We start from the raw sequence: 24,215 nt of genomic DNA on the forward strand, positions 1-24,215 counted from the left end.
TCGCCCATGCGGCGATCCACATGATGCGAACCGACATGCGGGGCGGGCTGGTCATGGTGTCGCGTGGCTCGCTGGGGATTCGTCAGTGGTGGCAGGCGTGGTGAGACGGGTCAGCAGAGCGAGGATGCGCTCGGCGTCGGTGAGCAGGCTGCCGCTGGCGGCCCAGCCCTGCGGGCGCTCCACCTCGCCGGCGCGGATCTCCGTGGTCATCTGCCGATGGATGGCCTCGATCTTCTCGCGAGCGCGCGCGAGCAGATGGGGGGTTTCGCGGTCGCCGGGCGCGGGCGGGATGACCCGGACGAGCGCGGCCGCCAGCGTGTCCAGCAGTTCGGCGTAGTCACGGGCGAAGTGCACGCTGATCCAGCCGGTCGCGGTGTCCACGCCCGGCTGCTGCTCGATGTGGGCCAGCGCGCGCACGATGGCATGCATGTGTACGCCGGCCTGGCTCATCGCGCCCAGCAGCACCGCATGGTCCCCCTCGGAGGGGTGACGTGAACGGCGCAGGTTGTAGCGGCGGCTCTCGACCTCGTCGGTGATCGCCTCCCGGGTTTGGACGAGGCGGGCATCCAGTTCTGCGGCCCGCGTCTCCCACTCGGGAAGACGTGACAGGTCGCAGCGCTCTTTCAATCCCGCCGCCATGCTCTCCAGCAGCGCCGCGGCCTCCCGGCTCTGCCCGCGCAGCGCCCGGAACGGGCGGCGCAGATACAGCGGAGGCCAGAGCAGCGCGTTCACCCCCGCCCCACACAAGGCCCCGATCACGGTCGCCGCCACGTAGCCGGCCAGATAGCCCTCCTGGGAGGCGGCGCCGAACGACAGCATCAGCACGGACGTGGTGGCCACGTCCGAACCGTGCCGTCCCATCCGGTGCCAGCGCGCCGCGATCAACGCCGGTGGCACGATCAGGACCAGGCTGAGGGCGTTCAAGCCGAGCAGATGGCCGATGCTGCCGGCCAGGAAGACCCCGGCGGCCACCGCGCCGACCCGCCGCAGCCCGTTGGTCACCGTGCGATACACGGTCGCGTGAACCATGATCACCGCAGTGGCCGGAGCGAACCACACCGTCTCCCGCGCCAGCAGCCGCTCAGCGATCAACCACGCCAGCACCGCGGCCGCGGTGGCCTTGGCGATCTGCCGCAGTTCCAGACGCTGAGAGGAATTCCGCTCGCCCAGCCCGGCCACCTGCTGACGCACATAGCGCAACTCCCGCCGCGCCGCACCCGCCAGCCGTACCCCCCAACGCTCACTCATTCGCTCCCCATATCACCGCATGCCCCGAACGCTCCAAGGAGGCGGCCCCTCCCAGCCTGATCACTTGTGCCCTTTGCCGCCGCCTTTGCCGGGTGAATGGAGCTTGTGCCCGCTTTTGGCGGTGCCACTGCCGGTGGTCTTCTTCGCCTGTCCCGGAGGCAGGGACTTCGCTGCCGTTGGGGCGGGCCCTTCGGCCTGGCGCCCGGTGGCCGGAGTGTCCCGTCTGGCGGAGGCGGGTCTCAGCTCCAGGACCGCGCCGGGCGAGGCGGACACCGTCGTGGCCGGCGTCTCGGCGAAGGGGCGTTCGGCGGCGGGAGCGTCCTTCGGCGCGCCTGGCCAAGAGATGACCGCCAGCGTCCCGGCGATCAGGGCGGTCACCGCCGCCGCGGGCCGGCCGTACGTGATCCAAGGCCCGCGCGCGGCCGGCTGGGCCCGCGACGGGGCGGGCGTGGTCGCGGGTGGCGGCGCGATGCCGGGCTTGTCGATGATGTGCCGCAGGTGCCGGCGGGCGTCTTCGGCGCGGGTACGGCGTGCCGGGTCCTTGGCCAGCAAACCGGTCAGGAGGGGCGCCAGCGGACCGGCGCGTACGAAAGGGACCGGATCCGCGGTGAGGACGGCGCTGATGGTCGCCAGCGCGCTGCCCCGCGCGAACGGGCAGCGGCCCTCGACCGCGGTGAACAAGGTGACGCCCAGCGACCACAGATCGCCTTCGGCGGTCGAAGGCGCGCCGCGGGCGCGCTCGGGAGAGATGTAGGCAGGGGTGCCGACCACGATGTCGGCCTGGGTGAGGCCGCTCTGGGCGGGCCGCATCAGGGTGGTGGCCAGGCCGAAGTCGGTCAGTACCGCGTGCCGGCCGGCGCCGGCCAGGAGGATGTTGGCTGGTTTGACGTCGCGGTGCACGATGCCCGCGGCGTGTGCCGCCTGTAACGCCTCCAGCACCTGAAGGCCGATCATGGCGACGTCGGCGGGCGGCAGCGGCCCTCGTTGGGCCAGCACGTCGGCCAGTGTGGGAGCGGAAACCAGTTGCAGCACGATCCATGGCCGCCCGTCGGCCTCGACCACGTCGTACACGGCGGCGATGTGCGGATGCGACAACCTGGCCGCCAGACGAGCCTCGCTCATGGTACGGCTCAGCATCGCGGCGCGTTCGCCCGCCGGCCGCCGGTCCAGGGTGACCTCCTTGACCGCGACCGGGCGATCGAGCAGTTCGTCGTGTCCGCGCCAGACCCGGCCCATGCCGCCCCGGCCGACCTCGGCCTCCAGCCGGTAGCGGCCGCCCAGTAACCCGTCCCCAAAACCCTGCAAACCCGGCATAGCGCACGACCTACCCGATCAACGCTCGCCCATTCGGCGACCGGCGTCCGAGATCGGCCAAGCACGACGCCGAGTCCAGGGAGCTGTTCCGCGTGAGCGGTCAGAGCAGGCATTGTGGTGTTTCTCTGGCTCAGGCGCACTCGGGCTGCTGGCCACCCCTCATCGCCGACCTCGCCCCGGGTGCACCGTATCGCCGGATGCCGCGGCCCTGCCCCTTTGCTCCACTCCGTCGCGGCTGTGTACGTCGGTGATGACGAACCCGCTGCGGGGCCGGGTCGGTACCCTGCGCAGGGAGATGGTCAGATCCTGGCGTGGCACCGTGTAGTCCAGCCACGCCAGCTGTACGGCCAGCGTACGCAGGATCGCCATGGTCACCGCCTCGCCGGGGCAACGGTGACCGGTGTGCGGATCGCCACCCCCCTGAGGCACGAGATCGTCCCGTCCGACGGAGGCGCCGATGAACCTGCCGGGATCGAAGGAGTAGGGGCGCTCCCACAGCTCGCCGTCGTGGTTTTGGCCGTGAAGGTCGAGCAGCACCAGCGTCCCTTCGGGGATCCGCTCGCCCCGCCAGGTCAGGTCCTTGGCGGCGAACGCGCCGACGAAGGGGGCGATGGGATAGAAGCGCCGGACCTCCTGGGCGAACGCGTCGGCGTAGGCGGGGTCGGTGCGCAGGTGCGCGCGGTTGGCCGGCCGGCGGTGCAGAGCATGGGCCGCGAAGGCGACATACCAGGCGACTGCGACCGTGGGCCTGATGATGTTGAGCAGCTCGGTCGCGGCGATGCCCGGATCGAGGACCTGGCCGTCCTCGTCGCGGTGGGCCGCGACGAGCCCGGCCACCGATCCCGGGGGCAGCGCGTCCGGCTCGGCGAGCAGGCCCGCCAGCCACTTCTCGCGCCGTGCCCGCGCCAGCCGAGCTTTCCAGTGCCGCGGGCCGAGACCGCCGAACCCGTCGACGAGCGCCACCATGTCGGCGGCCAAGGCGTCGGCGGAGTCCACCGGGATGCCCGCCCACGCGCACACGCCCTCGGTGATGGCCCCGGCCGCCTCGTCGAACACCACGACACGCGCATGCGCGGGCCGGTCGCGCATCCGGCGGTCCCAGCGCGTGCCCACCTCCTCGGCGAGTGCGGTGACCCGTCCGGGATCGGCGAGTACGGACATGAACAGGTGCTTACGCGTCCGATGCGCCGGCCCGTCGAGGCCGTGCACGGTCCCTTTTCCGGTGAGCGTGGCCTGGACCGGTTCGGGGAGCGCCCCGTGCCGCATCATGTGGCGCTCGTCGTAGAAGAACCGCACCGCCTCGGGTCCGCGCAACGCCACGGTACGGCGTCCGAGGACACGCGTGCGCACCATCCTCCCGTTCCCGCGTCGCCACAGCCCTGGCAGCCAGGCGTATCCGCCGGCCAGCAGGTTGAGCGTCTGGTCGCGGAAGGACGTGGGTGAAGTCGTCATCTCTGCCGTTTGCCCCCGAGGGGGCGGGCAAAACGGATGCTCAGGGGCACTTGCCGATGCCGATGCGTCCTGGCGGGTCGCCGGTCTCGGCTGTCGGTGGCGGGGTCGGGTCGGTCACGTTTAGCCGCCCTCATCCGGGTAGCGCACCATGCCTGAGCAGTGCTTTTGCGAAGGAGACCACCGTGAAAGCCGTCACCTGGCACGGCAGGCGAGACGTCCGCGGCACGCGGGCGCCCCGCCCGGCCGTGAAGGAGCCGGCCGACGCGGTCGCCAAGGTCACCTCCACCGGCATCTGGGGCTCCGGCCTCCACCTGCCGGCCGCGCCGCTGATGACCAACGCCGGCGTCGGCCGCCTCGCGGCCCCGCTGCGGTCCATCGACACGGTACGGCGCGGCGGCACCGTCTCCGCCGTCGGCGGCTACGGCGGCACGGCCGGCCCGATGCCGATGCCGCGCATCTTCGACAAGGGCCTCACGCTCCGCATGGGGCAGGCCCACGTCAAACGCTGGGTCCCCGACCTGATGCCCTTGGTCTGCGAGGACGCCGATCCGCTCGGCGTCATGGACCTGGTCACGCGCCGCCTGCCGCTGGAACAGGCGCCGCGGGCGTACGAGATCTTCCAGAAGAAGCAGGACGGGGCCATCAAGATCCTCCTCAACCCTTAAGGCGGAGACCATGCTGCGACAGACGGCCGCGGGAGCCGCGGCAGGCGTCCTGGCGACACTGACGATGAGTGTGGTCATGGTCGCCGGGCGCCGGGCAGGGCTGATGAACGAGCATCCGCCCAAGAACGTCGTGCGCGCGATGCTGCCGGGCTCCAAGCACCGCCCCAAGCCGGGCGAGAACATGCTCGGCGCACTGGCGCACTTGGGGTTCGGCGCGGTGGCCGGGGCGACGTTCGGCGCGTTCGCCGGCCGGCACCGGACCTCGGCCCCGGCGGGCGTGGGCTACGGGCTGGCCATCTGGCTGACCGGCTACCAAGGGTGGCTGCCTGGCCTGGACATTCTGCCGCCGATCTCCCAGGACCGTTCGGGTCGTCCCGCGGTCATGGCGGCAGGTCACGTCGTCTACGGACTCACGCTGGCCAGAGTCCTCAGGCATCTCGCACCCTGACGAACCGGGGGAGAGGAGAGGGGTGAGTGCGGTGACGAGCGGGGTGGAGCGGATGCTGGAGGGTCTGCTGGATGCCAGCCACCTGGCGACCCTGGACGATCTTCCCGGGCTGGTGACCCGGCATGCGGCACAGGCCGGCCTCGCCCACGTGGTGATCTATGTGGCCGACCTGCAGCAGACCGTGCTGCGTCCGCTGGCGGACGACGGCGGGGACGGCGAGTTGCGTGTGGACACCACGCTGGCCGGACGCGCCTTCCAGGAGGTGCGCCCCTTGCCACAGCGAGGCGAGGACGGAGGGCAACTGTGGTGGCTCCCCCTGCTGGACGGCACCGAACGACTCGGCGTGCTGCGGCTGCCCGGTGCCGGGAGCGCGCCACCTCCGGCCGGTCGTCATCTGGCTTCGCTGCTGGCGTTGTTGCTGGTCAGCCAGCGTACGAGCAGCGACACGTACTCGAGGCTGGTGCGCTCGCGGCCGATGAACGTCGCCGCCGAGATGCAGTGGCGGCTGGCTCCGTCGCTGACCTGCGCCACCCCGCGGGTGACCGTCGGCGCGGTGATGGAACCCGCCTACGAGATCGGAGGAGACTGCTTCGACTACGCCTTCCACGGCGACACCCTGCATCTGGCCGTCTTCGACGCCGAAGGCCACGACCAGTTGGCGGCCCTGACCGCCGGCCTGGCCATGGCCTCCTGCCGTAACCATCGCCGCCACGACATCGACCTGGCCGCCAACAGCACGGAGGTCGAAAAGGTGCTGATTGGACAGTTCGGGCGCACCACCCGCTATGTCACCGCCGTCATGGCCGACCTCGACCTGCGGACCGGCATGCTCAGCTGGATCAACCGGGGCCATCCGCCGCCGGTGCTCATCCGCGGCGGCCGGTGGAGCACCACCTTGACCTGCCCGCCCGCCCATCCCATGGGAATGAATCTGGGCGTGCCCGTCACCTTGTGCCACGAGCAGCTCGAACCCGGCGACCGGCTGCTGCTCTACACCGACGGCATCACCGAAGCCGGCGCGCCGCACGGCCGTGAGTTCGGGCTGGCACAGTTCGTGGACTTCATCATCCGTCACCACAGCGGCAACCTGCCCGTGCCGGAGACCCTCCGGCGCCTGATCATGAACATCCTCGACTACCATCACGGCCGGCTCGGTGACGACGCCACGGTCCTGCTCACCGAATGGCGTACCGCCGCCCACGAACAACTGACGCCGGAGCCGGGCACCTGGCGGTGATGCCACGCTGCGGATGCGCCAGGCGGCGGTGGGCTGCCGTTGCCCGCCATTCCTTTCGGCTCACCGGAGCGAGCACGGCCAAACCCGGTTCGGCCTGCGGTGACAGGGAAGCGCGGCCACTACTCGAGCGAGCTCGGGAAGCGTTCCCAGACGCGGTGCCTGGCGAGCAGTCCGGTGACCGCCTCTAGGACGGCGTCCGCCCCGTCGCCGGACACCACGCCCGGCGCGGAGGCCGGGATCGCCGCGGCGGCGAACACCTCCTGTGCGCCGTCCCAGCCGCCGATCGGCTTGGCGTGCCGGTAGGCCTCGGCGAGCAGCAGCGTGACCCGCGGATCGACCTGGCCGCCGCTGACTCCCGCCTTGGCGTCGCGGGCGCCCTGGGCGTCGGCGGCGGGCGCCGGCGCCCCGGCCACCAGGATCGCGTCGAACTCCACCGATCTGGCCGCCGCGAACGTGCGCTGCACGGCCACCGGTTCGCCCTCGCCCGGCAGGACGCCGCCGGCCGGCGCGATGACCAGGGGCACCATGCCGGCGTCGAGGACGGCCTGCCGTACCGTGCGGACGGTGCCGGGGTCGGGACCGGCCACGATGCCGACGACCCGGCCCGCCGTCGGCCAGCTCCTGCCCACCTGCGACAGCGCCGGGCTGGGCTGCGGGTCGCCGTCCGGCGCGCCGTCGGGCACCGGCAGCCCGAGCCCGGCGGCCACCTCCCGGCACAGCACCGGGTCGATCCTGGCCAGCACCGAGAGCTGCCGCTCCTTGATCGCCTGCTCGTAGACCTTGCTCAGCTCGAAGGTGTAGGCCGCGATCACGTGCTCCCGCTCGGCCGGTGACAGGCTCAGCCAGAACAGCCTCGGCTGGGTGAAGTGGTCGTCGAAGGAGGCGGGCGCGAGCCGCCCGCGCTCCCCGGCCTCCACCGGGAAGGGCACCTCGACGTAGCCGTCCGGTGCGTGGAACGGGCAGCCGCCGTCGAGCGAGTTCGGCCGGTACGGCGCCGCCCCGGCGTGCACCGCGGTCTGGTGCATGCCGTCGCGCAGCATGTCGTTGACCGGGGCGTGCGGCCGGTTGATCGGCAACTGGTCGAAGTTCGGCCCGCCGAGCCGGGTGATCTGGGTGTCCAGGTAGGAGAACAGGCGCCCCGCCATCAGCGGATCGTCCGTCACGTCGATGCCCGGCACCAGGTGACCGACGTGGAAGGCGACCTGCTCGGTCTCGGCGAAGTAGTTGACCGGGTTGGCGTTGAGCGTCATCAGCCCGATCGGCTGCACCGGCGCCAGCTCCTCCGGCACGATCTTCGTCGGGTCGAGCAGGTCGACGCCCTCGTACGTCTGGTCCCCCGAGTCCGGGAAGACCTGCACCCCCAGCTCCCACTCGGGGAAGGCGCCCGCCTCGATGGCGTCGGCCAGGTCGCGCCGGTGGAAGTCGGGGTCGACGCCGCCCAGAAGCTGCGCCTCCTCCCACACCAGCGAGTGCACGCCCGCCTTCGGCTTCCAGTGGAACTTCACCAGGACCGTGCCGCCGTCCTCGGCGACCAGCCGGAAGGTGTGGACGCCGAAACCCTCCATCATCCGGTACGAGCGCGGGATGCCGCGGTCGGACATGTTCCAGATGGTGTGGTGCGTGGCCTCGGTGTGCAGGGAGACGAAGTCCCAGAACGTGTCGTGCGCGCTCTGGGCCTGCGGGATCTCCCGGTCCGGGTGCGGCTTGCCCGCGTGGATGACGTCGGGAAACTTGATCCCGTCCTGGATGAAGAACACGGGGATGTTGTTGCCGACCAGGTCGAAGATTCCCTCCGAGGTGTAGAACTTGGTCGCGAACCCGCGCGTGTCGCGCACGGTGTCGGCCGAGCCGCGTGAGCCCAGGACCGTGGAGAAACGCACGAAGACCGGGGTCTCGACGTCCTTGGCCAGGAAGGCGGCCCTGGTGAGGGAGGCGGCGGTGCCGTACCCGCGGAAGACCCCGTGCGCGGCGGCGCCGCGCGCGTGCACGACGCGCTCGGGGATGCGCTCGTGGTCGAAGTGCGTGATCTTCTCACGCAGGTGGTGGTCGCGCAGGAGCGTCGGCCCGCGCGGCCCCGCCTTGAGCGAGTGGTCGGTGTCGGGCAGCCGCGTGCCGGTGGCCGTCGTCAGGAACTCCCCGCCCTGCGCGCGCGTCTGCCCCGTCTCACCGGACGGTTGTCCCGTGGCCGTGAACGGGTCTGGCCCACGCTGGTCCGGTTTGGGCGGAAGCGGGTCGCGAGGCTCCACGGGCTCGGCGAGACTCGGCTGCTCGGCGCCGGGCCGTCCCGGGATCTCCTGTGCCGCCTTGGTCTTCTTTTTCGGCATGGAAACGTTTCCCCCTGTGTGGCGTGCTTCTAGTCGCTGAGCGCGTCGATCAGCTGTTCCTTGGTCATCGAGCTGTAGCCGGTGACGCTCATTTCCTCGGCCTGAGCATTTCGAAGATCATCTCCGTGTCGCGGTGATCTGCTTTGATGAGATCGATGACGGTCTGTGACATCAGTCCTCCTGATCGGGACTTGGGTGGTGCTACCCGGGTATGAGCCGGGTAAGCCGCACCGCCGAGACACGTGTGACCTCGGCCGATGGTCACGAGGTCTATCCGCCGCCTGCCAGGGCAGGGGCCGGGGCATGAGCGCACAGTCGTACTGGATGCGGACCGCGCCGGGGCGCGCCTACCCCGCCCTGGACGGTGACCTCCGTGTCGACGTCGCGGTGGTGGGGGCGGGCATCGCGGGGCTGAGCGCGGCCTGGGAACTCGTGAAGGCCGGGCGCAGCGTCGCCGTGCTGGAGGCCGGGCGGGTCGCGGCCGGGGTGAGCGGCCACACCACGGCCAAGCTGTCGGCCCAGCACACCCTGATCTACGACAGGCTCGCCCCCACGACGGCGGCACTGTACGCGGAGTCGCAGCGACAGGCGATCGACCACGTCGTCGCCACCGTCTCCACCCTCGGTATCGACTGTGACCTGGAGCGGGTGCCCGCGCTGACCTACGCCGAGTCGGCCGATGACCTCGACCGGTTGCGGGCCGAAGCCGGCGCCGCCGCCAAGGCCGGGCTGCCGGCCTCGTTCGTGACCGACAGCTCTCTGCCCTTCCCGATCGCCGGGGCCGTCCGCGTGGAGAACCAGGCGCAGTTCCACCCCCGCGCCTACCTCCTCGGTCTCGCCGAGGCCATGACCGTGCAAGGCGCGCTCGTCTTCGAAGACACGCGCGTGGTCGACCTGAAGGAGGGCGAGCCCTGCCGCCTCACCACCGAGCGCGGGCAGAGGGTGACGGCGGCCGACGTGGTCATCGCCACGCACTATCCGATCTTCGACCGGTCCCTGCTGCTGGCCCGGCTGCGTCCCCATCGCGAACTCGTCGTCGCCGCGCCCATCCCGGCCGGACGCGACCCGGGCGCCATGTTCATCACCACCGAGCAGAACACCCGTTCCGTACGTACCGCCCCGTACGAGGACGGGCAGCGGCTGCTCATCGTCACCGGCGAGTCCTTCACCCCAGGTGCGGGCCGGGTGAACGAACGCCTGGACCGGCTGCGCGCCTGGACCACCGAGCGGTTTGAGACCGGAACGGTGACGCACTGGTGGGCGGCCCAGGACAACAGCACCACCGACGGCCTGCCCTTCATCGGCCCGCTCCACCTCGGGGCCAGGCACGCCTACGTCGCCACCGGCTTCGGCGGCTGGGGCATGAGCAACGGCGTCCTGGCCGGCCTGCTGCTCGGCGCCCTCATCACCGCAGGACAGTCGCCGTGGTCAAAGATCTACGACCCCCGGCGGCTGCACCCGCTGCGCGAGGCCGGTCCGGCGGTCAAGGCCCAGACCGACGTCGTCCGGCACTTCGTCGCCGACCGGCTGGCCGTACCCGACAGCGACGACCTGACCGGACTGCCGCGCGGCCAGGGCATCGTGATCAAGACCGGCGGCCAACGACGCGCCGTCTACCGCGACACCGACGGCGCCCTGCACGCGGTGTCGGCCATCTGCACCCATCTGCGCTGCGTCGTGGCCTTCAACGAGGCCGAACACACCTGGGAGTGCCCCTGCCACGGCTCACGATTCGACATCGACGGCGCCGTCCTACAGGGACCCGCGGTGAAACCGCTGCCACCAGCCGAACTGGACGAACCGCAGGATTAGGGTACGGCTCCGCCTTCCGAGGGAGCTCACAGACTCCCGAAGCGCGGGCAGCAGGTCTTTGGCCGGCCCATCCCGGAAGACGGCCTCGGTGCTCGGCGCCGATCTGAGCCGGCGCGACGTGGGTAAAGCCGGCCCCGGTGTGGGCGCGTACCGCCCTTCCTCTGTTCGCGCTGTGCAGACTGCTGGAGGGCGCCCGTCCCGGCCGGGACGGGCGCCCTCTCGTTCAGGGTGTGACGCGGTGGTCAGGTGCCGTGCGGGCCCGGTGCGGCGCTTCCTTTGTACTCTCCCAGGTCGGAGACCAGTTCGGCGATGTCGGGGATGCTGTCGTAGCGGCGCTGGTGCAGGGCGGCGATCTTTGCGCCGATGTCCGGGTCGGGGTCGTCGGTGATGTCGAACGAGGTCATCTTGTCGATCAGCGGTAGTCCGATGCGGTCGGTGTGCAGGTGTGCGGGGTGGATGAGGTACTCCCAGTAGCGGTCGAGGTCCTCGATCGCCCAGGTGGCTCCCCACTCGTAGTCACCGCCGTAGTCGCGGCCGACGACGAAGGACGTCACGGGCGGGATCCTGCCGTGGTTGCGCAGGCTCTGGAGGGCTTCCTCGAGCTGTTGCGGTGTGACGCCGGGCTTGAGGGTGAAGCGGATGCCGTGGATGATCATCGGACTTTCCTTTCAGTGGTGATGGGTTGTCGTGGTCGGGTGGCGTGGGTTGTCAGCCGGCGGCGGCGCGGGCCTTGCGTGTCGCCCACGCCGCGAGGGCGGCCAGGGCGGCGGCTGCTGCCATCGCGATCCCGGTCCAGGTGAAGGCGGCGGTGATGCCGGTGCTCTGGACCAGGGGTTGGATGACGAGGGGGGACAGGAACTGTCCGAGGAAGATGCCCGTGACCAGGCCGCTGAGGACCCGGCCGCGCTGGTCGGGGTGGGCGAGCTCGCTGAGCCGCAGGTTGAGGTTGGGAACGGCGAATCCGACCCCGAGACCGCCGACGAGCAGCCCGGCCGCGATCTGGGCAACGGCGTCGGCCGTGCCGACCAGCAGCCAGCCCGCGCCGAGCAGGGCGAGGCTGACCGCGGTGATCGTGGTGGGACTCAGCCGCCGGCGCAGTGCCGGGAAGACCAGAGCGCCGATCGCGCTGGACAGGGTGCTCCCGGCGATCACCGCGCCGGTGAGGGTGGGTCCGCTGCCGTGGCCGCTGAGCAGGAAGGGCAGCTGAGTGGGTGCCATGTAGAACACCAGCGTCGCGACCAGGGCGAGCGCGTACACGCCGAGGATGTTGCCGGTCATCGTGGACTGCCGGGGGCGTGAGAGGCCGGGTGCCGCGGTGCGCCGGCTCGGTGGTTCCCGGCGCAGGGCGCCGATGGCGAGCGCGGCGACGCCGGCGGAGGCGAGGTAGATCCAGAACGGTGCCCGCCAGTTGACCGCGGCCAGCAGTCCGGCCAGCGGCAGGAAGACGACACCGCCCAGGCCGGCGAAGGCCTGCTGGAGCCCGAGGAAGGACGCACGCCGCGGCCCGTCGAACCAGTCGGTGATCGTCGTGCTGACCGCTGTCATGATTCCGCCCACCGCGATGCCGAGCAGCGCCCTGGTGACCAGCAACAGGTACAGGTCGGTGACGAAGAATCCGGCGGTGCCGCTGATGGCGTATAGCACGAGGCTGGAGACCAGCAGCGGGCGGCGGCCCAGGCGGTCGGCGACCAGCCCGGAGACGGGTGCGCTGACGGCGATCGCGAGGGAGGTGACGGTCAGCGCGAAACGGACGAGGAGGTCCGCGCCGGGGGCGTGGGCGAAGGCCTCCCGCATCGCGGGCAGGCTGGGCGAGATGATCGCCGGCGCCATGATCGTCAGCATGGCCGCCGCCAGGATCGCGGCGCGCGCGGGGCGTGAGGGCGCCCGCTGGGACGGGGCCGGCTGAGTCGGAACGGATGCCATGGGAGGGCTCCTCTCGCGGGTTCGGCCGAGAGCACCCGGCCGGTGCGTCAGTTCCAGTGCGTGACCATGAAGGCCGGCGTGAGGGTCAGGACGGTCAGCGTGGCCGCCCAGCGCTCGACGCGCGGGGTCGTCGGGGTGGTCATGGTGGTCTCCTCACTCTAGATGTGTGTGGTCAATCACTCACTCTTTGGCCCGAAAAAATGGCCACGGGGGACCGGTGACGCGGGGGCGCTCAGCGCCACAGCATGAACAGCACCCACGTCCGGAACGGCCGGCGGCGCGAGCGCGGTCATGTCGTCACCTCGTTCGGCTGCCCCGGCACGGACGTCAGTAATGGCGCAGACCGTCGGTCAACGCCCGGGCCCAGGGCGCATCGACCTGGTGGGCGTCAATGGCGACCACCAGGTGGCACAGCATGCCCGTGGCGAAGAACCGCTGGATATCGGCCTCCGCCGCGCCGGAGACACCCCGCACGTACTCGACCAGCCGGGCGTAGCCGGCGCGCACCGCCTCACGGATCGCAGCCTCCGAGGCCGCCGCACACTGCGCGTGCATCTGCACCAGGAGTAGGTCCCGGTCGGCGACAAGCCGGGCGTAGGCGTCGCCCATCGCATCCAGGACCTTCTCCGGCGAGCTGCCCCCGGCCGCGGCGGCGCCATCGCTCAGGCTCTCGCGAATCAGCGCGAAACAGTGCTCGACCACCGCCACGAACAGCGTCTCCTTGTCGGGAAACAGCCGATAGACATAGGCCTGCGAGATGCCCGCCCGCTGGGCCACGTCCGTGGTCGTGGTGCCGAAGTAACCGCGGCGGGCGAAAGTGCTGACCGCTGTGCGAAGGACCGTCTTCTTCCGTTCGTCGGCGGTCGACAGCTGTCGTTGGGATGCTGATGTCGCCATGTGAGTAATAAACCACTCACACAATTTGGTTGTCAAGGCCGGCTCGGAGCTCTGGTCCTCAACGTGGCCAACCCGTCAGTAGAGTCCCGATCCGCCGGTGCGCTGAAGCGTGGCCTGACCGGCCGTCTCCACGACGGCGGCTCCCCGTGGTTCCTGTTACCCGGCATGGCGAGCTCTCGTACTGATTGTCTGCCGGTGCTGCTGCGCCGCGCGGTAGTCGTTCTTGCGCACGCGTACGTGGTCGCCGGCGGCCGGGACGATGTGCTTGCCGCCCGCCACGGCGAGGGTGCGCTTCGGTGCGGCGTTCCTCAGCCCATGTCCGCGGTGCCTCATACGGTCGTTCTCCGGTCTGGGTCGGCACTGGTTAGGTTGGTCGGGTGGGGACCTACGAGGATCTGCCGGCGGAACTGGTGACCGAGCGGCTGCGGTTGCGGCGGTGGATGCCGTCGGACGCCGAGGAGTACCGCGGGCTATGGCTTGAGCGGGATAAAAGAGTGCCGCCGGTACGGCAGATCGACGCCGAGGGACGCCCGACGGTCGAGGACATCCGTGGCTGGCTCCTCGACAATCCGCTGGCGGCGGATCCGAGGCTCGGGTTGCTGCCTATCGAGCTGCGGGACACCGGTGAGTTCATCGGGTATTGCGGATTGACTGTCGGCCAGGGATCTTTCGACGAACCTGAGATCGCGTACGAGCTGGCACAACGAGCTCATGGCCGCGGTTACGCGACAGAAGCCGCACGTGCGGTCATGGAAGCCGCGACTCGGACAGGACGTCGCCGACTCTGGGCGACCGTGTGGGAGTGGAACGCACCCTCGTTCCGTGTCCTCGAGAAGCTCGGCTTCCACCGAAGCGGCCGCATCACCGAGGACGCCGAACGCGGCACCACGATCTGGATGACGCGCGTCCTCGACCCGAGATGGAGACGTGCGGCGATCCAGCCCTATTAGGCGATCTTGCCAACGACGGCCTCGCACAGCCGTGGACCCTGGTAACCCGGGACCTTGGTGAACAGACTGCCGACCAGGCCAGGGCGCGCAGCCGATGCGGCCGGCGGCAGCGCGATGGTGCGAAGTTCGTCGCCTTCGCCGTGCAGGCGCGGCTGCCCGGTGCGCACGGTAGCCGCACGTCGGCCACGTGCAGGCGGGCACGCTCCTTCGCGCGGGCTTGACCTCTATGTGCGGCCCGGACTGGCGTCCAGCAGCTTGATCGCGGCCAGCGCCCGGTTGATCGAGGCCCTGCCCTGCACGAGGTGTCGGCGTCAGCCGGTGACCGCGGCGAGGGGTCGGATCGGGTGACGGACGCGCCGTGCTCACGCCTCTTCCCGGCCGTCGGCCGGGTCATCCGGCCGCGGGGGATCGGTTGCCTCGGGTTGATGGCGGCCGGCCAGGGCGTCACGGGCCCGCGCCTCGGCCGCCCAGGCGGTGCCGACCTGACCGAGCACGGCCCCGGTGTGCTCGAGTCGTGCCCGCAACAGCCGCTGGGCTTCGGCGATCAGGGCGGGGGAGCGGCGGTGGAAGTCGGCCCACGTACGGTCCTGGGCCTCGGCCGCCGCGGCGATCCGGTCCGCCGCCCCGCTCTCCTGGGCGGCGCGCATCTCGTCGTCGGCCCGCCGTACCCGCTCGCAGAGGGCCTGGTGCTCGGCGGCGAGCGCGGCATGCCGGGATCCGGTCACGACGTGCTCGGCCTGACCGATCACCTGCAGCTCGGCCAGCGCCTGATGCTCGGCGTCGGCGGTGTCCAGCAGGGCGTCGATCTCCGGCCGGCCGGTACGGTTGGCCGGCGTTTCCTCCCTCACCCAGCGCCCCTCCTTGTAACCCGCTGAGTTTCCTCGAAGCTCCCAGGCCGTCATTATCCACTGAGGCTGGCGTCCGCCCGTCAGTTCGACTGGCGTCGCGAGCCGTTAAGCGCCGCCCCTTCCAGCCCGCGGTGAGGCCGAACAGGTCGCGGCCGACGACACAGGCCCCGATCCGCTCTGGGAGTTCACGCAGGTACCGGGCGGCCGCCTCGGAGGTGAGGTAGGTCAGCCGGTCCGGATCGGCCGTGGGGGTGCCGGCCTGTGTGAAGACCTTTCCCGTGGTGCCCCAGAGCGTTCGCGATCTTGACAAACTCGGACTCCAAGGCATATAAACCATCTGGTTATAGAACTGAGGGGTTATCGACATGGTGGCAGGCGACACGCTGGACGCGACGTTCGCGGCGCTGGCCGGCTCACCACCCTCATCCACGAAAGGCGCCATTTATGACCAGCACGCCCACCCCTGCCAACGAGATCCCCAAGGATTCCGGCAACCCGCCCGTGCCGCCCGGCACGCTGCTGCTGGAGCTGGTGCCGGTGCCGGTCACCGACATCGAACGGGCCAAAGCCTTCTACCAGGACCAGCTCGGGTTCCGCCTCGACGTCGACGTCAACCCGAAACCCGGTATCCGCATCGTCCAACTCACCCCGCCCGGGTCGGCATGCTCGATCACCCTCGCCGAAGGTCTGCCCACCCTCGACATGCCTCCGGGAACACTGCGCGGTCTGCATCTGGTGGTCGCCGACATCGAGGCGTCCCGCGCTGAACTCGTCGAACGCGGCGTCGAGATCAGCGAGGTCGAGGACCTCGGCGGAGTGTTCTACGCGTACTTCGCCGACCCCGACGGCAATACCTGGTGCCTGCAGCACATGCCCTGGCGTTGACCCCCGAGGGCGCGGCATCGCCGGTGGAGCTTCCGCAACATCACCGCCTGGCCGGACTGACCGGGAGGCTCGTCACGGGCGACTCGCGACAGTTCCATGGACGAGCTCACCAGCATCAACTGCTCGCGTGACAAAATAGTGCACGCAGGGGTAAAGACAACCTTCGCTGTGGCATGCATCCTGTCATTGGCTGAGCACCGAACCACGGCCGCCTCGTGAGCACGCAAGCAGTCCATTTCGGGCCCCTTGACGAAGGGATCAGCAAATGTTTCGGCTCCGGCTGGCCGCGGCCGTCCTGGCCGCGCCCCTGCTTCTCCTCGGCAGCGTGGCAAGCGCATCAGCGAACCCAGGCGGCCAAGGTTCCAGCGCCCTGTACCCTCCCGGTACTCCCGGACCATTCAAGATCGCCAATCATGCGGACCTGGGGTTGTGCCTTGACACCACCGGCAACCTCGGTCGGAGCGTTTACCTGGGTCGTTGCCACAGCGGCGACGCCGGCCAGAGGTGGGGCTGGTGGAACGGCGGGTGGCTCATCCATCTCCAGAGCAGCTACTGCCTCGCTTCCGTATCCGCGGGCACCGGCGTCCAGGTGGCCGAGTTGCAGCGCTGCATCGACCATCGCATCCAATATTGGACGCATCAGAACTTCGCCATTGTCAGCACGAGCACGGGCCGCAACCTTTGCCTGAGTCCCGCTCTCGCCGTGGAGGGGGCCAACGTGTCGCCCGGAACCTGCGTCACCACTCCCTCGCAGGGATGGAACGTGACCTACTGGTAGTGATGCCGCCGTAGCAGGTCACCCCGCCGAGTTCACGGGTACCGCCGACGGCTGTCGCAGTAACCCCGGAGGCGTGCCTGCCGCAGAGCGGGTGCGCCCTCTCGGAAGTGCGAGATCGAATCACGCCGCTCACTGGACAGACCCTGCCGTAACACGCGGCGCTGGTGGCCGGCGAACGAGGCGTCGATCCGGCGGCCGTGTCCCACCCAACCCGGCCTTCGACTGGCGGATGGGGCTGGCCGCGTTGCTCGCCGTACCCGTCGTGACGGCGATCTCGACGATGCACCTCGGAAGCTCCTGCCGCGCGGGAATGGGCCCGCCGGGCCGTGTTCCGGCCTTGGGCCCTCGGTACGGTCCCCGGTCTTCGGCTGCGCGGGAACATTTGTCCAAGACCGGTGGCCGGCCGCGCGTGCATTGTGTTCGCATGAGTGGATTCGACATTGCACGTTCGCATGGGATGCACGTGGTCCATGACGGTCCGCGGCAGGCGCCGCCGTTGCTGCTCATCCACGGGTCGGGGGCCTCGGGCGGTTTCTGGGGTCCGGTGGTCCCGGCGCTGGCCGGTCAGCATCACGTCATTCGGGTCGACCTGCCGGGCTGCGGCCAGTCCCCGCCCGCGCCGTCGTACGACGTGCCCGCGCAGGCGGGTCAGGTGGCGGCGCTGCTGGACGAGCTCGGGCTTCGTCACGTCGCCGTGGCCGGGCACTCCAGCGGCGGCTACGTCGCCACCGCGCTGGCCGAGCAACGTCGCGACCTCGTGGGTTCGCTCGCGTTGATCAGTAGTGGCCCGAGCCCGGATGCGCTTCTGCGGCAGCCGTTCATCCTTCGGGTTTTGCTGGCCCCGCCGCTGGGCCCGCTCATCTGGCCGAGGCGTTCGGATGCGATGATCCGCAAGGGGATCAGCGCGACGGCCGTTCGCCCCGTGGACCTCCCGGACGATGTGATCGCCGATGTACGGGGCATCACCTACCGCGTGATGAGGACGGTGCTGCGCCAGAACACCGCCTACATCGCCGAACGGAGCGTGCCCGAGCGGCTCGCCGCCCTCGGGGTACCCGTGCAGGTGATCTTCGGTGCTGCCGACCCCCGTTGGGAGCCGTCGTCGGCGCGCCGATACGACGCGGTGCCGGGCGCGCGAGTCGAACTGCTACCCGGTGTAGGGCACCTGCCCATGCTGGAAGCGCCCGAGACGATCGGCAAGCTGCTGCTGGACTTCACGGCGGCGGGCCCGGCGACGACCCGTGATCCCTGATGCCTGGACCGGCCGGGTGTTGCCTGCCGGCCTCGGTGGATAGCTCCATGATCGCCTAGCCGTGCGTCACCCTGCTTGTCGATCTGGGCGAAGGCGAAGGCGTCGTCTACGAAGCCCCTGGCCGGCACGAGCGCGGCAGCATCGTGGCCGGGTGCGGGTCCCACCTTCACCGCGAGGTCGCGACGTTCGCCGGGCTCACGCCGACGACCATGTCGGTCGCGCCGTGGCTCGCGGTCGACGACGTCGCGTGGCCGGCTTCATCTCCCGCCGGTGCCGCGGGGCGCGTGCGTTGACTGTCAGGTGTCGAAGATGCCGGCTTGGTGGGCGCGGGAGGCGGCTTCTGTGCGGGTGGAGACGGCAAGTTTGGTGAGGATTCTGGCCACGTGGGTGGCGACGGTGTTGGTGGTGATGAACAACTCTCCGGCGATCTGGGGATTGGATCGGCCGTGGGCGAGCAGGCGCAGCACGTCCAGTTCGCGGCGGGTCAGGTCGAAGACACCGGGTGCCGGGGTCGTGGCCGCGTCGCCGAGGCGGCCACGGCCGGTGAGGTCGTCGATGCGTGCGAGCAGCGGTTCAGCGCCCAGATCGGTGGCGATGGTGTGCGCCTCGCGAAGCCGGGAGCGGGCGCCCGGTCGGTTGTTGGTCGCCAGGGCGGTGCGCGCCGCGTCGGTCAGCACGGCCGCGGTCTCGTAGCGGTTGCCGAGGTCGCGCCAGGCAGCGGCGGCCCGGTCCCAGGCGGGCAGGCTGTCGGAGGCGGCCGTCGCGCGGAAGGTGAGGTGGTAGGCGGTGAGCGTCGGTGTGGCGGGCCGTACGTCGCCGACCATCCGGTCGAGGTCGGCGAGCCGGTCGGCGCTGTGGCGGGCGACCTGCCGGTTGCGCGGCGCCGAGCTCCGCCGTACCTGCTGCACCCGGGCCCCGAGTACGGCGAGCCGCAGCACGTAATGCGGCGGCCAGGCGGGCGGGAGCGCCAGATGCTCGCCGAGGATGCGATCGGCCAGGTCCGGGTCGCCTTGGTCGAGCCCCCAGGCGATCCGCTGCAGGGTCAGGCCGGCTTTGACCTCGGTCGCCGCGAGTGTGTGCCGGGCGAACTCCGTCAGTTGACGCAGCAGCGTCTCGAACCGGCCCACTTCGCCCCGGCAGCGCGCGATGTCGGCGGCCGCCAGGCGCAGGAACGCGGCGTAGAGCGGTGGCGGGTTTTCGGCGAGCGCGTCCTGGACGACCGTGAGGGCCTCGTCCCACCGGCCCAGGAACGTCAGGGGGAAGGCACGTGCCGCCGCGAGCATGCTGCCGCGGGATCGGGCCTGGCCGAGCCGTCGCGCGGCCCGCTGCCCGGCGTGGGCCATGTCCGCCGCCTGCGCGTACCGGCCACTGGCCTCGACGACGTCCGCCTCCCACTGGAAGGTGGTCAGATAGGTGTGCTCGTCCCCGGCCGCCTCGGCGATACGGCGGGCCTCGCCGAAGGTGCGTCTGGCCGATTCCAGCTCCCCGGCGGTGCCGTCGAGCTGGGCCACTATCAGCAGAGCCGGCGCGCGCAGACGGTCGTCGTCGAGCCGCTCGGCGATGCGCAGCGCCTCGGCCGCGTGCTGCCGTACCTGGTCGGGATCATGTGTCACGACGCCGACGAAGCCCAGAGCGGACAGCAGCCGGCTCCGAAGCGCGTCCGACACGTCCGACCGGCCCGGTGGCAGCAGCGTGAGCGCGCGCTCCAGGTCGTGTGCTCCGGTGCCGTCGGTGCGGTTGTGCATACGGCCACGCAGGCCGAGCAGCCCGGCCACGCGGTGCGCATCCACCGACGGGTCGAGCAGGTCCAGCGCCGCGGTGCAGTGGGCGATGCCGACTGCGGACTTGCCCGCCGCGAAGGCCGCCGCGGCCGCCTGTTCCAGCACTTCCGTACGGCTGGCGCCGATGAGCCGGGGCGGGTCGGCGACCCGCGTCCATTGCGTCAGAACCATTTCGAGCAGGTGGAGCTGCTCGTCGTAGGCGTTCTGGCGGCCGGCGCGCTCGGCGGCTCGCCATGCGGCCGGCAACGCGTGCGCGAACTTCCCCGCGGCCGTCCAGTGTTCTGCCAGTGCGGCGCTGTCGGGTGCGCGGCAGGCGAGTACGCCGGCGTACCGGGCGTGCATGCGACGCCGCTTGACCGGCAGCAGCGACGCGTACACCGCCTCCCTGATCAGATCGTGCCGTACCGCATACCCCTCTTCTCCGGCCGTCACGAGTTCCCGCCCGGCCAGGTCGGTCAGGGCCGACGCCAGCGTCTCCTCGGGCAGGTCGGCGATCTCGTGCAGGGTCTCGTCGGTCACTGCGGTACTGGCCACCGCCAGCAGCGCCATCACCTCGCGTGCGGGGCCGGGCAGGCTGGTGATCCGGTCGAGCAACAGAGTCCTCAAGTCGTCGGCCGCCGCCTCATCGGCGCTGCGCAGCGCCTCGACGAACAGCGGGTTGCCGCCGCTGCGCCGGTGAATTCGGACGCTCCGTGACGGCTCCGGTGGCTGCCCGTCGAGGTGGGCGAGCAGCTCGGCCACGTGCTCGTGTTCCAGCGGGTCCAGCGTCAGGCGTACCACGTCGTCGCCGCGGCTCAGCTCGGCGAGCAGCCTGCGGTTGGGGTGGCCCGCGGCGAGTTCGCCGGTACGGACGGTACCGATCAGCAGGACGGCGCTGCCCGCCAGGTTGCGGGTCAGGTAGGCGAACAGCTCCCGGCTGGAGGCATCGGCCCAGTGCAGGTCCTCGATCACGAGTACGACCGGCAGGCTCTCCGACACCCGGCTGATCAGAGCCAGCATCTCCTCCAGCAGCCTGGTCCGCGCGTACTGCCGCGGCGCCGGGCCGAGGTCCGGCAGCCAGTCACCGAGCGCCGAACCTGCCTGCGGCAGCAGAGCCCGCACCCGATCGCGGCCGAGCCGGCGGACGAGTTCGCGTACAACGGCGACGAACGGCACGTACGGGGCGCCTTCCGCGCCCAGCTCCAGACAGCCCCCCGCCAGGACCAGCGGCTCGCCGGGCAGATCCTGCGTCACGGCGGCCACCAGCCGGGACTTGCCGATCCCCGCCTCACCGCAGACCAGAACGGTGACCGGCCGGCGCGCGCGAGCCCGCTCATACGCCGCCAAGATCGCGGCACTGTGCCTGTGCCGACCGACCAGAACCAGGCCGGCAGCCGACCCGACCATCCCCATCTCACCCCCAAGCCCGGACTCGATCTCACCAAGTCTGACGACGACAGCATGCCACCCGGCACGACAACCTGGTCACACCAGCAACGACCGGGACACCACCCGCCGGACACGGAAGGAGCCCGTGATGACCACCGGAAAGAGCCAGCGGCCGCGTACCGTCGTCGCCGACATCGCTCTGTCCCTCGACGGACGCGTCACGGGCCCGGGCGGCGAATACGACGCAAGCTGGGTCGTCCCGCACGCCCTCACCCGCGGCGCCCGCTCGCACACGGCCGCCGTCACCAGCACGGCGACCACCGCCCTGCTCGGCCGCAAAAGCTACGAGGGGTTCGCCGGGTATTGGCCCGCCGTCGCCGACGACGACAACGCCGACCCCGATGACCGCACCTTCGCACGCTGGCTCACCGACGTGGACAAGATCGTCTTCACCGGCACCCTCAAGCAGCCGGACTGGGACAACACGCGCCTGGCCACCACTGACCCGGCCACCGTCGTCAAACAGCTCAGGAACGAGGAAGGCGGCGACATCATCGTCCTGGCCAGCACCAGCGTCATCCGGCAACTGCTGGAAGCCGACGAGATCGACCGGCTCAGCATCACCCAGTGCCCCGAACTCCTCGGCGGCGGCGCCCGCCTGTTCCCCGACGGCACGGCCGCCTCATGGTCACTCACCACCGCCCACACCACCGGCAGCGGCGCGATCTGCCTGCTGTACGACCGCAACCGCGCAACCCCGTGACGGCATACCACCCATCACACACTTCTGACATCGACCACCGCGAACTCGCCTACGACGACGTGTTCGCCGGCGAGGGCTGCGACGTCTCCGTCACCGCGCTTGCCCGACGGTTACGCCGAAGCGACTCACCCATCCACGAAGGAGAAACGATCATGTCCAAGCTTTCCACCCTCACTTCCGCCGACGGCACCACCATCGCCTACCAGAAGACCGGATCCGGCCCGGCCATCATCGTGATCAGCAACGTCGCCGAAGACCACACCGGCGTCGCCGGCATCGCCGAGGCGCTGTCCAAAGACTTCACCGTGATCAGCTTCGACCGGCGCGGCCGCGGCGCCAGCGGCGACCCCCAGCCCTACGACCCCGCCCGCGAGATCGACGACATCGCCGCCCTCATCGAGATCGCGGGCGGCTCCGCGGCCCTGACCAGCGGTTCCGGCGGATGCGGGCTGACCCTCGACGCCGCCAGCGCGCTGGGCGACAAGATCACGGGACTCTACCTGTACGAACCGCCGTTCATCGTCGACGACTCCAAGCCCCCGGCGCCCGCCGACTACGTCCAGCACCAGAGCGCCCTGGTCGCCGCGGGCAAGCGCAGCGAAGCCGTCGAATACTTCATGACCGAGATGATCGGCGTCCCGGCCGAGTACATCCCGGCGATGAAGCAGGACCCCTCCTGGGACGCCATGGCCGCCTACGCCCACACCTACGCCTACGACGGCCAGATCATGCGCGGCCTGCAGGACGGCAAGCCCCTGCCCACCGACCGCTGGTCGATCAAGGCACCCATCGCGGTCGCCGTCGGCGGCAACGGCGAGCCCTTCATCCGCACCGGAGCCCACGCACTGGCCGCCATCCTGCCGGACGTAACCGTCCTGACCCTCGCCGACCACGACCACTCCGCCTTCTGGATGGCCCCCGAACCCGTCGCGGACCAGGCCCGCACCTTCCTCCTCGGCTGACCAGCCCGGCAGCCAGACGCGGTACCCGCACGGGCGCGCTAGGGAACGTGCGCAGGTCGAACGGGTTGCGGCCGGTGAGGCTCACCCACCGGGGCCTGTATTCCTGGGACAACCCCCGCCGGGGCGCAGCGGTTCATCAAGCGGAGGCGGCAGCGCCCGGCCGACGGGCTCGATCGTAGCGCGTCGAGGCGGGCGAACTCCGAGCGTCGCCTTGCTTCGATATCGCCCAGCATGGCCTGCCCGGCGTGTGGGTGGAGCTAGGCGGAGGCTTCGAGTGGCGTTCCACCCACCAACCGTCACGCCAGCGACCCCTGACCGCAATGGCCGGGCGGATGATCAGGAAGCGCTGTATGTCGTGATGGTGTCGGTGATCCAGGAACGGTAGTGGGTCACGTCGGTCCAGATGCCGACTCCTGGCCCACCTCTGGGGTTGGTGGAGCAGCCGGCGTCGCCGTTCATGCGGTCCTCGATGTCGTCGCCGTCACGCGAGGTGGCTCCAACCAGCTCCCACCGGCCGCCGGCCCTGCGGATCTGTGGACCACCCGAGTCGCCGTTGCAGGCGCTGGCGGCACGGCCGTTGAGCTCAGCGGTGCACAGCTCCTCGCCACGGTTGAGGGAAGAGCACCGGCTGTCGCGTACGCGTACGGTGTCGAGTTCCTGCAGCAGCCGTGGACCGTTCGAGCAGAGCGGATCGTCGGGGTCGTCGCAGGTCATGCCCCAGCCGATGACGCGGGTCGGCTCGCCTACCCGGCCTGGGCCGTCGGCGATGCGTACAGGCTCAAGGTCTACCGGCCGATCCAGCTGGACCAGCAGGATGTCGTCCTTGGGTTCCCCGCGCATACCGGGCTTGTCCTGGTTGGGATGGGTGATGACGCGCTTGACGCCGGTGAGGGCTCCGCCCGTGTCACGCTCTAGTGAGCCGACCCGCACCTGCGTCTTGCCGGCCTTCATGAGTCCCTTGCAGTGGGCGGCGGTGACGACCCAGTCCGGGGCGATGAGGGAGCCGCCGCAGTGGTGCTCGGGCAGTTTCCGCAGTTGGAAGGAGACCATGAACGAGTAGGTCTCGGTCGCGGCCTTACCACCGATGATCGCGGGGCGGCCGGTGCTCGCCGCGGCCGTGGTCGCCGTGGTCAGTGCGAGCCCGGTGGCCATGAGGGTGGCGAGCACCACTGATCGTCTGCCGGTTGCCTTGAACACAGATCTCCAGTCGGTCGATAGGCGCGGGCAGGGGACCCTGACGCTTCGCGCGGCGTTCTGCCAGGTCAACAGGCCCGCCATGCCAGGCTACCTGCGACCGGCCTTGACATT

At 70.6% G+C, this 24,215-nt stretch carries 22 protein-coding genes; 10 read left to right on the forward strand and 12 right to left on the reverse strand.

Annotated features, from left to right (window positions below; all coding sequences use genetic code 11):
- Positions 1-51 precede the first annotated feature (51 nt).
- The 3 genes from ACIBEJ_RS25020 to ACIBEJ_RS25030 all read right to left on the reverse strand — a co-directional run bounded on the left by ACIBEJ_RS25020 (position 52) and on the right by ACIBEJ_RS25030 (position 4,014).
- On the reverse strand, positions 52-1,191 hold the full coding sequence (locus ACIBEJ_RS25020; protein WP_397185213.1) for an aromatic acid exporter family protein: 1,140 nt from the start codon (positions 1,189-1,191) through the stop codon (positions 52-54).
- A 117-nt stretch (positions 1,192-1,308) separates the two neighbouring features.
- Positions 1,309-2,562 carry a serine/threonine-protein kinase gene (locus tag ACIBEJ_RS25025; RefSeq protein ID WP_397185214.1) on the reverse strand — a complete coding sequence of 418 codons (1,254 nt, stop codon included), beginning with the start codon at positions 2,560-2,562 and terminating at the stop codon, positions 1,309-1,311.
- Between the two features lie 159 nt (positions 2,563-2,721).
- Positions 2,722-4,014 carry a cytochrome P450 gene (locus tag ACIBEJ_RS25030; RefSeq protein ID WP_397185215.1) on the reverse strand — a complete coding sequence of 431 codons (1,293 nt, stop codon included), beginning with the start codon at positions 4,012-4,014 and terminating at the stop codon, positions 2,722-2,724.
- A 182-nt stretch (positions 4,015-4,196) separates the two neighbouring features.
- Between ACIBEJ_RS25030 and ACIBEJ_RS25035 the strand changes: the two genes are divergently transcribed.
- The 3 genes from ACIBEJ_RS25035 to ACIBEJ_RS25045 are packed head-to-tail and all read left to right on the forward strand — an operon-like array spanning position 4,197 to position 6,364.
- The gene (locus ACIBEJ_RS25035) at positions 4,197-4,679 is read left to right on the forward strand and encodes a hypothetical protein (RefSeq protein ID WP_397185216.1); all 483 of its coding nucleotides are present in this window, start codon (positions 4,197-4,199) and stop codon (positions 4,677-4,679) included.
- Positions 4,680-4,689: 10 nt separating this feature from the next.
- The gene (locus ACIBEJ_RS25040; protein ID WP_397185217.1) at positions 4,690-5,127 is read left to right on the forward strand and encodes a DUF6789 family protein; all 438 of its coding nucleotides are present in this window, start codon (positions 4,690-4,692) and stop codon (positions 5,125-5,127) included.
- A gap of 22 nt (positions 5,128-5,149) precedes the next feature.
- Complete coding sequence (locus ACIBEJ_RS25045; protein WP_397185218.1) at positions 5,150-6,364, forward strand: PP2C family protein-serine/threonine phosphatase; 1,215 nt, start codon at positions 5,150-5,152, stop codon at positions 6,362-6,364.
- A 119-nt stretch (positions 6,365-6,483) separates the two neighbouring features.
- On the opposite strand, the gene ACIBEJ_RS25050 is transcribed toward ACIBEJ_RS25045, so the two are convergent.
- Entirely contained in the window at positions 6,484-8,688 is a 2,205-nt protein-coding gene (locus ACIBEJ_RS25050; RefSeq protein WP_397185219.1) for a catalase, read from the reverse strand.
- A gap of 303 nt (positions 8,689-8,991) precedes the next feature.
- On the opposite strand from ACIBEJ_RS25050, the gene ACIBEJ_RS25055 reads away from it, so the two are divergent.
- A complete protein-coding gene (locus ACIBEJ_RS25055; RefSeq protein WP_397185220.1) occupies positions 8,992-10,500 on the forward strand; it encodes an FAD-dependent oxidoreductase in 1,509 nt (502 codons plus the stop codon).
- Positions 10,501-10,742: 242 nt separating this feature from the next.
- On the opposite strand, the gene ACIBEJ_RS25060 is transcribed toward ACIBEJ_RS25055, so the two are convergent.
- The 4 genes from ACIBEJ_RS25060 to ACIBEJ_RS25075 all read right to left on the reverse strand — a co-directional run bounded on the left by ACIBEJ_RS25060 (position 10,743) and on the right by ACIBEJ_RS25075 (position 13,653).
- Entirely contained in the window at positions 10,743-11,156 is a 414-nt protein-coding gene (locus ACIBEJ_RS25060; RefSeq protein ID WP_397185221.1) for a Dabb family protein, read from the reverse strand.
- A gap of 52 nt (positions 11,157-11,208) precedes the next feature.
- Positions 11,209-12,423, reverse strand: a complete 1,215-nt coding sequence (locus tag ACIBEJ_RS25065; protein ID WP_397185222.1) for an MFS transporter — start codon at positions 12,421-12,423, stop codon at positions 11,209-11,211.
- A 327-nt stretch (positions 12,424-12,750) separates the two neighbouring features.
- The gene (locus tag ACIBEJ_RS25070; protein ID WP_397185223.1) at positions 12,751-13,320 is read right to left on the reverse strand and encodes a TetR/AcrR family transcriptional regulator; all 570 of its coding nucleotides are present in this window, start codon (positions 13,318-13,320) and stop codon (positions 12,751-12,753) included.
- Positions 13,321-13,476: 156 nt separating this feature from the next.
- The gene (locus ACIBEJ_RS25075) at positions 13,477-13,653 is read right to left on the reverse strand and encodes a hypothetical protein (protein WP_397185224.1); all 177 of its coding nucleotides are present in this window, start codon (positions 13,651-13,653) and stop codon (positions 13,477-13,479) included.
- A 44-nt stretch (positions 13,654-13,697) separates the two neighbouring features.
- Between ACIBEJ_RS25075 and ACIBEJ_RS25080 the strand changes: the two genes are divergently transcribed.
- The gene (locus ACIBEJ_RS25080) at positions 13,698-14,270 is read left to right on the forward strand and encodes a GNAT family N-acetyltransferase (protein ID WP_397185225.1); all 573 of its coding nucleotides are present in this window, start codon (positions 13,698-13,700) and stop codon (positions 14,268-14,270) included.
- Here ACIBEJ_RS25080 and ACIBEJ_RS25085 read toward each other — a convergent pair.
- Both ACIBEJ_RS25085 and ACIBEJ_RS25090 read right to left on the reverse strand, forming a co-directional pair.
- Positions 14,267-14,437: a hypothetical protein gene (locus ACIBEJ_RS25085; protein ID WP_397185226.1), complete on the reverse strand. Its 171-nt coding sequence runs from the start codon at positions 14,435-14,437 to the stop codon at positions 14,267-14,269. The genes ACIBEJ_RS25080 and ACIBEJ_RS25085 overlap by 4 nt on opposite strands.
- A gap of 195 nt (positions 14,438-14,632) precedes the next feature.
- Positions 14,633-15,118, reverse strand: coding sequence for a hypothetical protein (locus tag ACIBEJ_RS25090; RefSeq protein ID WP_397185227.1), 486 nt, complete (start codon positions 15,116-15,118; stop codon positions 14,633-14,635).
- Between the two features lie 444 nt (positions 15,119-15,562).
- Here ACIBEJ_RS25090 and ACIBEJ_RS25095 point away from each other — a divergent pair, with 444 nt between their 5' ends.
- The 3 genes from ACIBEJ_RS25095 to ACIBEJ_RS25105 all read left to right on the forward strand — a co-directional run bounded on the left by ACIBEJ_RS25095 (position 15,563) and on the right by ACIBEJ_RS25105 (position 18,033).
- On the forward strand, positions 15,563-16,003 hold the full coding sequence (locus ACIBEJ_RS25095; protein WP_397185228.1) for a VOC family protein: 441 nt from the start codon (positions 15,563-15,565) through the stop codon (positions 16,001-16,003).
- A gap of 265 nt (positions 16,004-16,268) precedes the next feature.
- A complete protein-coding gene (locus tag ACIBEJ_RS25100) occupies positions 16,269-16,781 on the forward strand; it encodes a ricin-type beta-trefoil lectin domain protein (protein WP_397185229.1) in 513 nt (170 codons plus the stop codon).
- 424 nt (positions 16,782-17,205) lie between these two features.
- Entirely contained in the window at positions 17,206-18,033 is an 828-nt protein-coding gene (locus ACIBEJ_RS25105; RefSeq protein WP_397185230.1) for an alpha/beta fold hydrolase, read from the forward strand.
- A gap of 296 nt (positions 18,034-18,329) precedes the next feature.
- Here ACIBEJ_RS25105 and ACIBEJ_RS25110 read toward each other — a convergent pair whose 3' ends face one another.
- A complete protein-coding gene (locus ACIBEJ_RS25110; RefSeq protein WP_397185231.1) occupies positions 18,330-21,206 on the reverse strand; it encodes an AAA family ATPase in 2,877 nt (958 codons plus the stop codon).
- A 124-nt stretch (positions 21,207-21,330) separates the two neighbouring features.
- Here ACIBEJ_RS25110 and ACIBEJ_RS25115 point away from each other — a divergent pair, with 124 nt between their 5' ends.
- Both ACIBEJ_RS25115 and ACIBEJ_RS25120 read left to right on the forward strand, forming a co-directional pair.
- On the forward strand, positions 21,331-21,945 hold the full coding sequence (locus ACIBEJ_RS25115) for a dihydrofolate reductase family protein (RefSeq protein ID WP_397185232.1): 615 nt from the start codon (positions 21,331-21,333) through the stop codon (positions 21,943-21,945).
- Positions 21,946-22,097: 152 nt separating this feature from the next.
- Positions 22,098-22,907 (forward strand): alpha/beta fold hydrolase, encoded by an 810-nt coding sequence (locus ACIBEJ_RS25120; protein WP_397185233.1) that lies wholly within the window; start codon positions 22,098-22,100, stop codon positions 22,905-22,907.
- A gap of 336 nt (positions 22,908-23,243) precedes the next feature.
- Here the strand turns inward: ACIBEJ_RS25120 and ACIBEJ_RS25125 are convergent, their stop codons facing one another.
- On the reverse strand, positions 23,244-24,104 hold the full coding sequence (locus tag ACIBEJ_RS25125; RefSeq protein WP_397185234.1) for a S1 family peptidase: 861 nt from the start codon (positions 24,102-24,104) through the stop codon (positions 23,244-23,246).
- Positions 24,105-24,215 lie beyond the last annotated feature (111 nt).

The organism is Nonomuraea sp. NPDC050790 (assembly GCF_044456745.1).
GTDB lineage: Bacteria > Actinomycetota > Actinomycetes > Streptosporangiales > Streptosporangiaceae > Nonomuraea.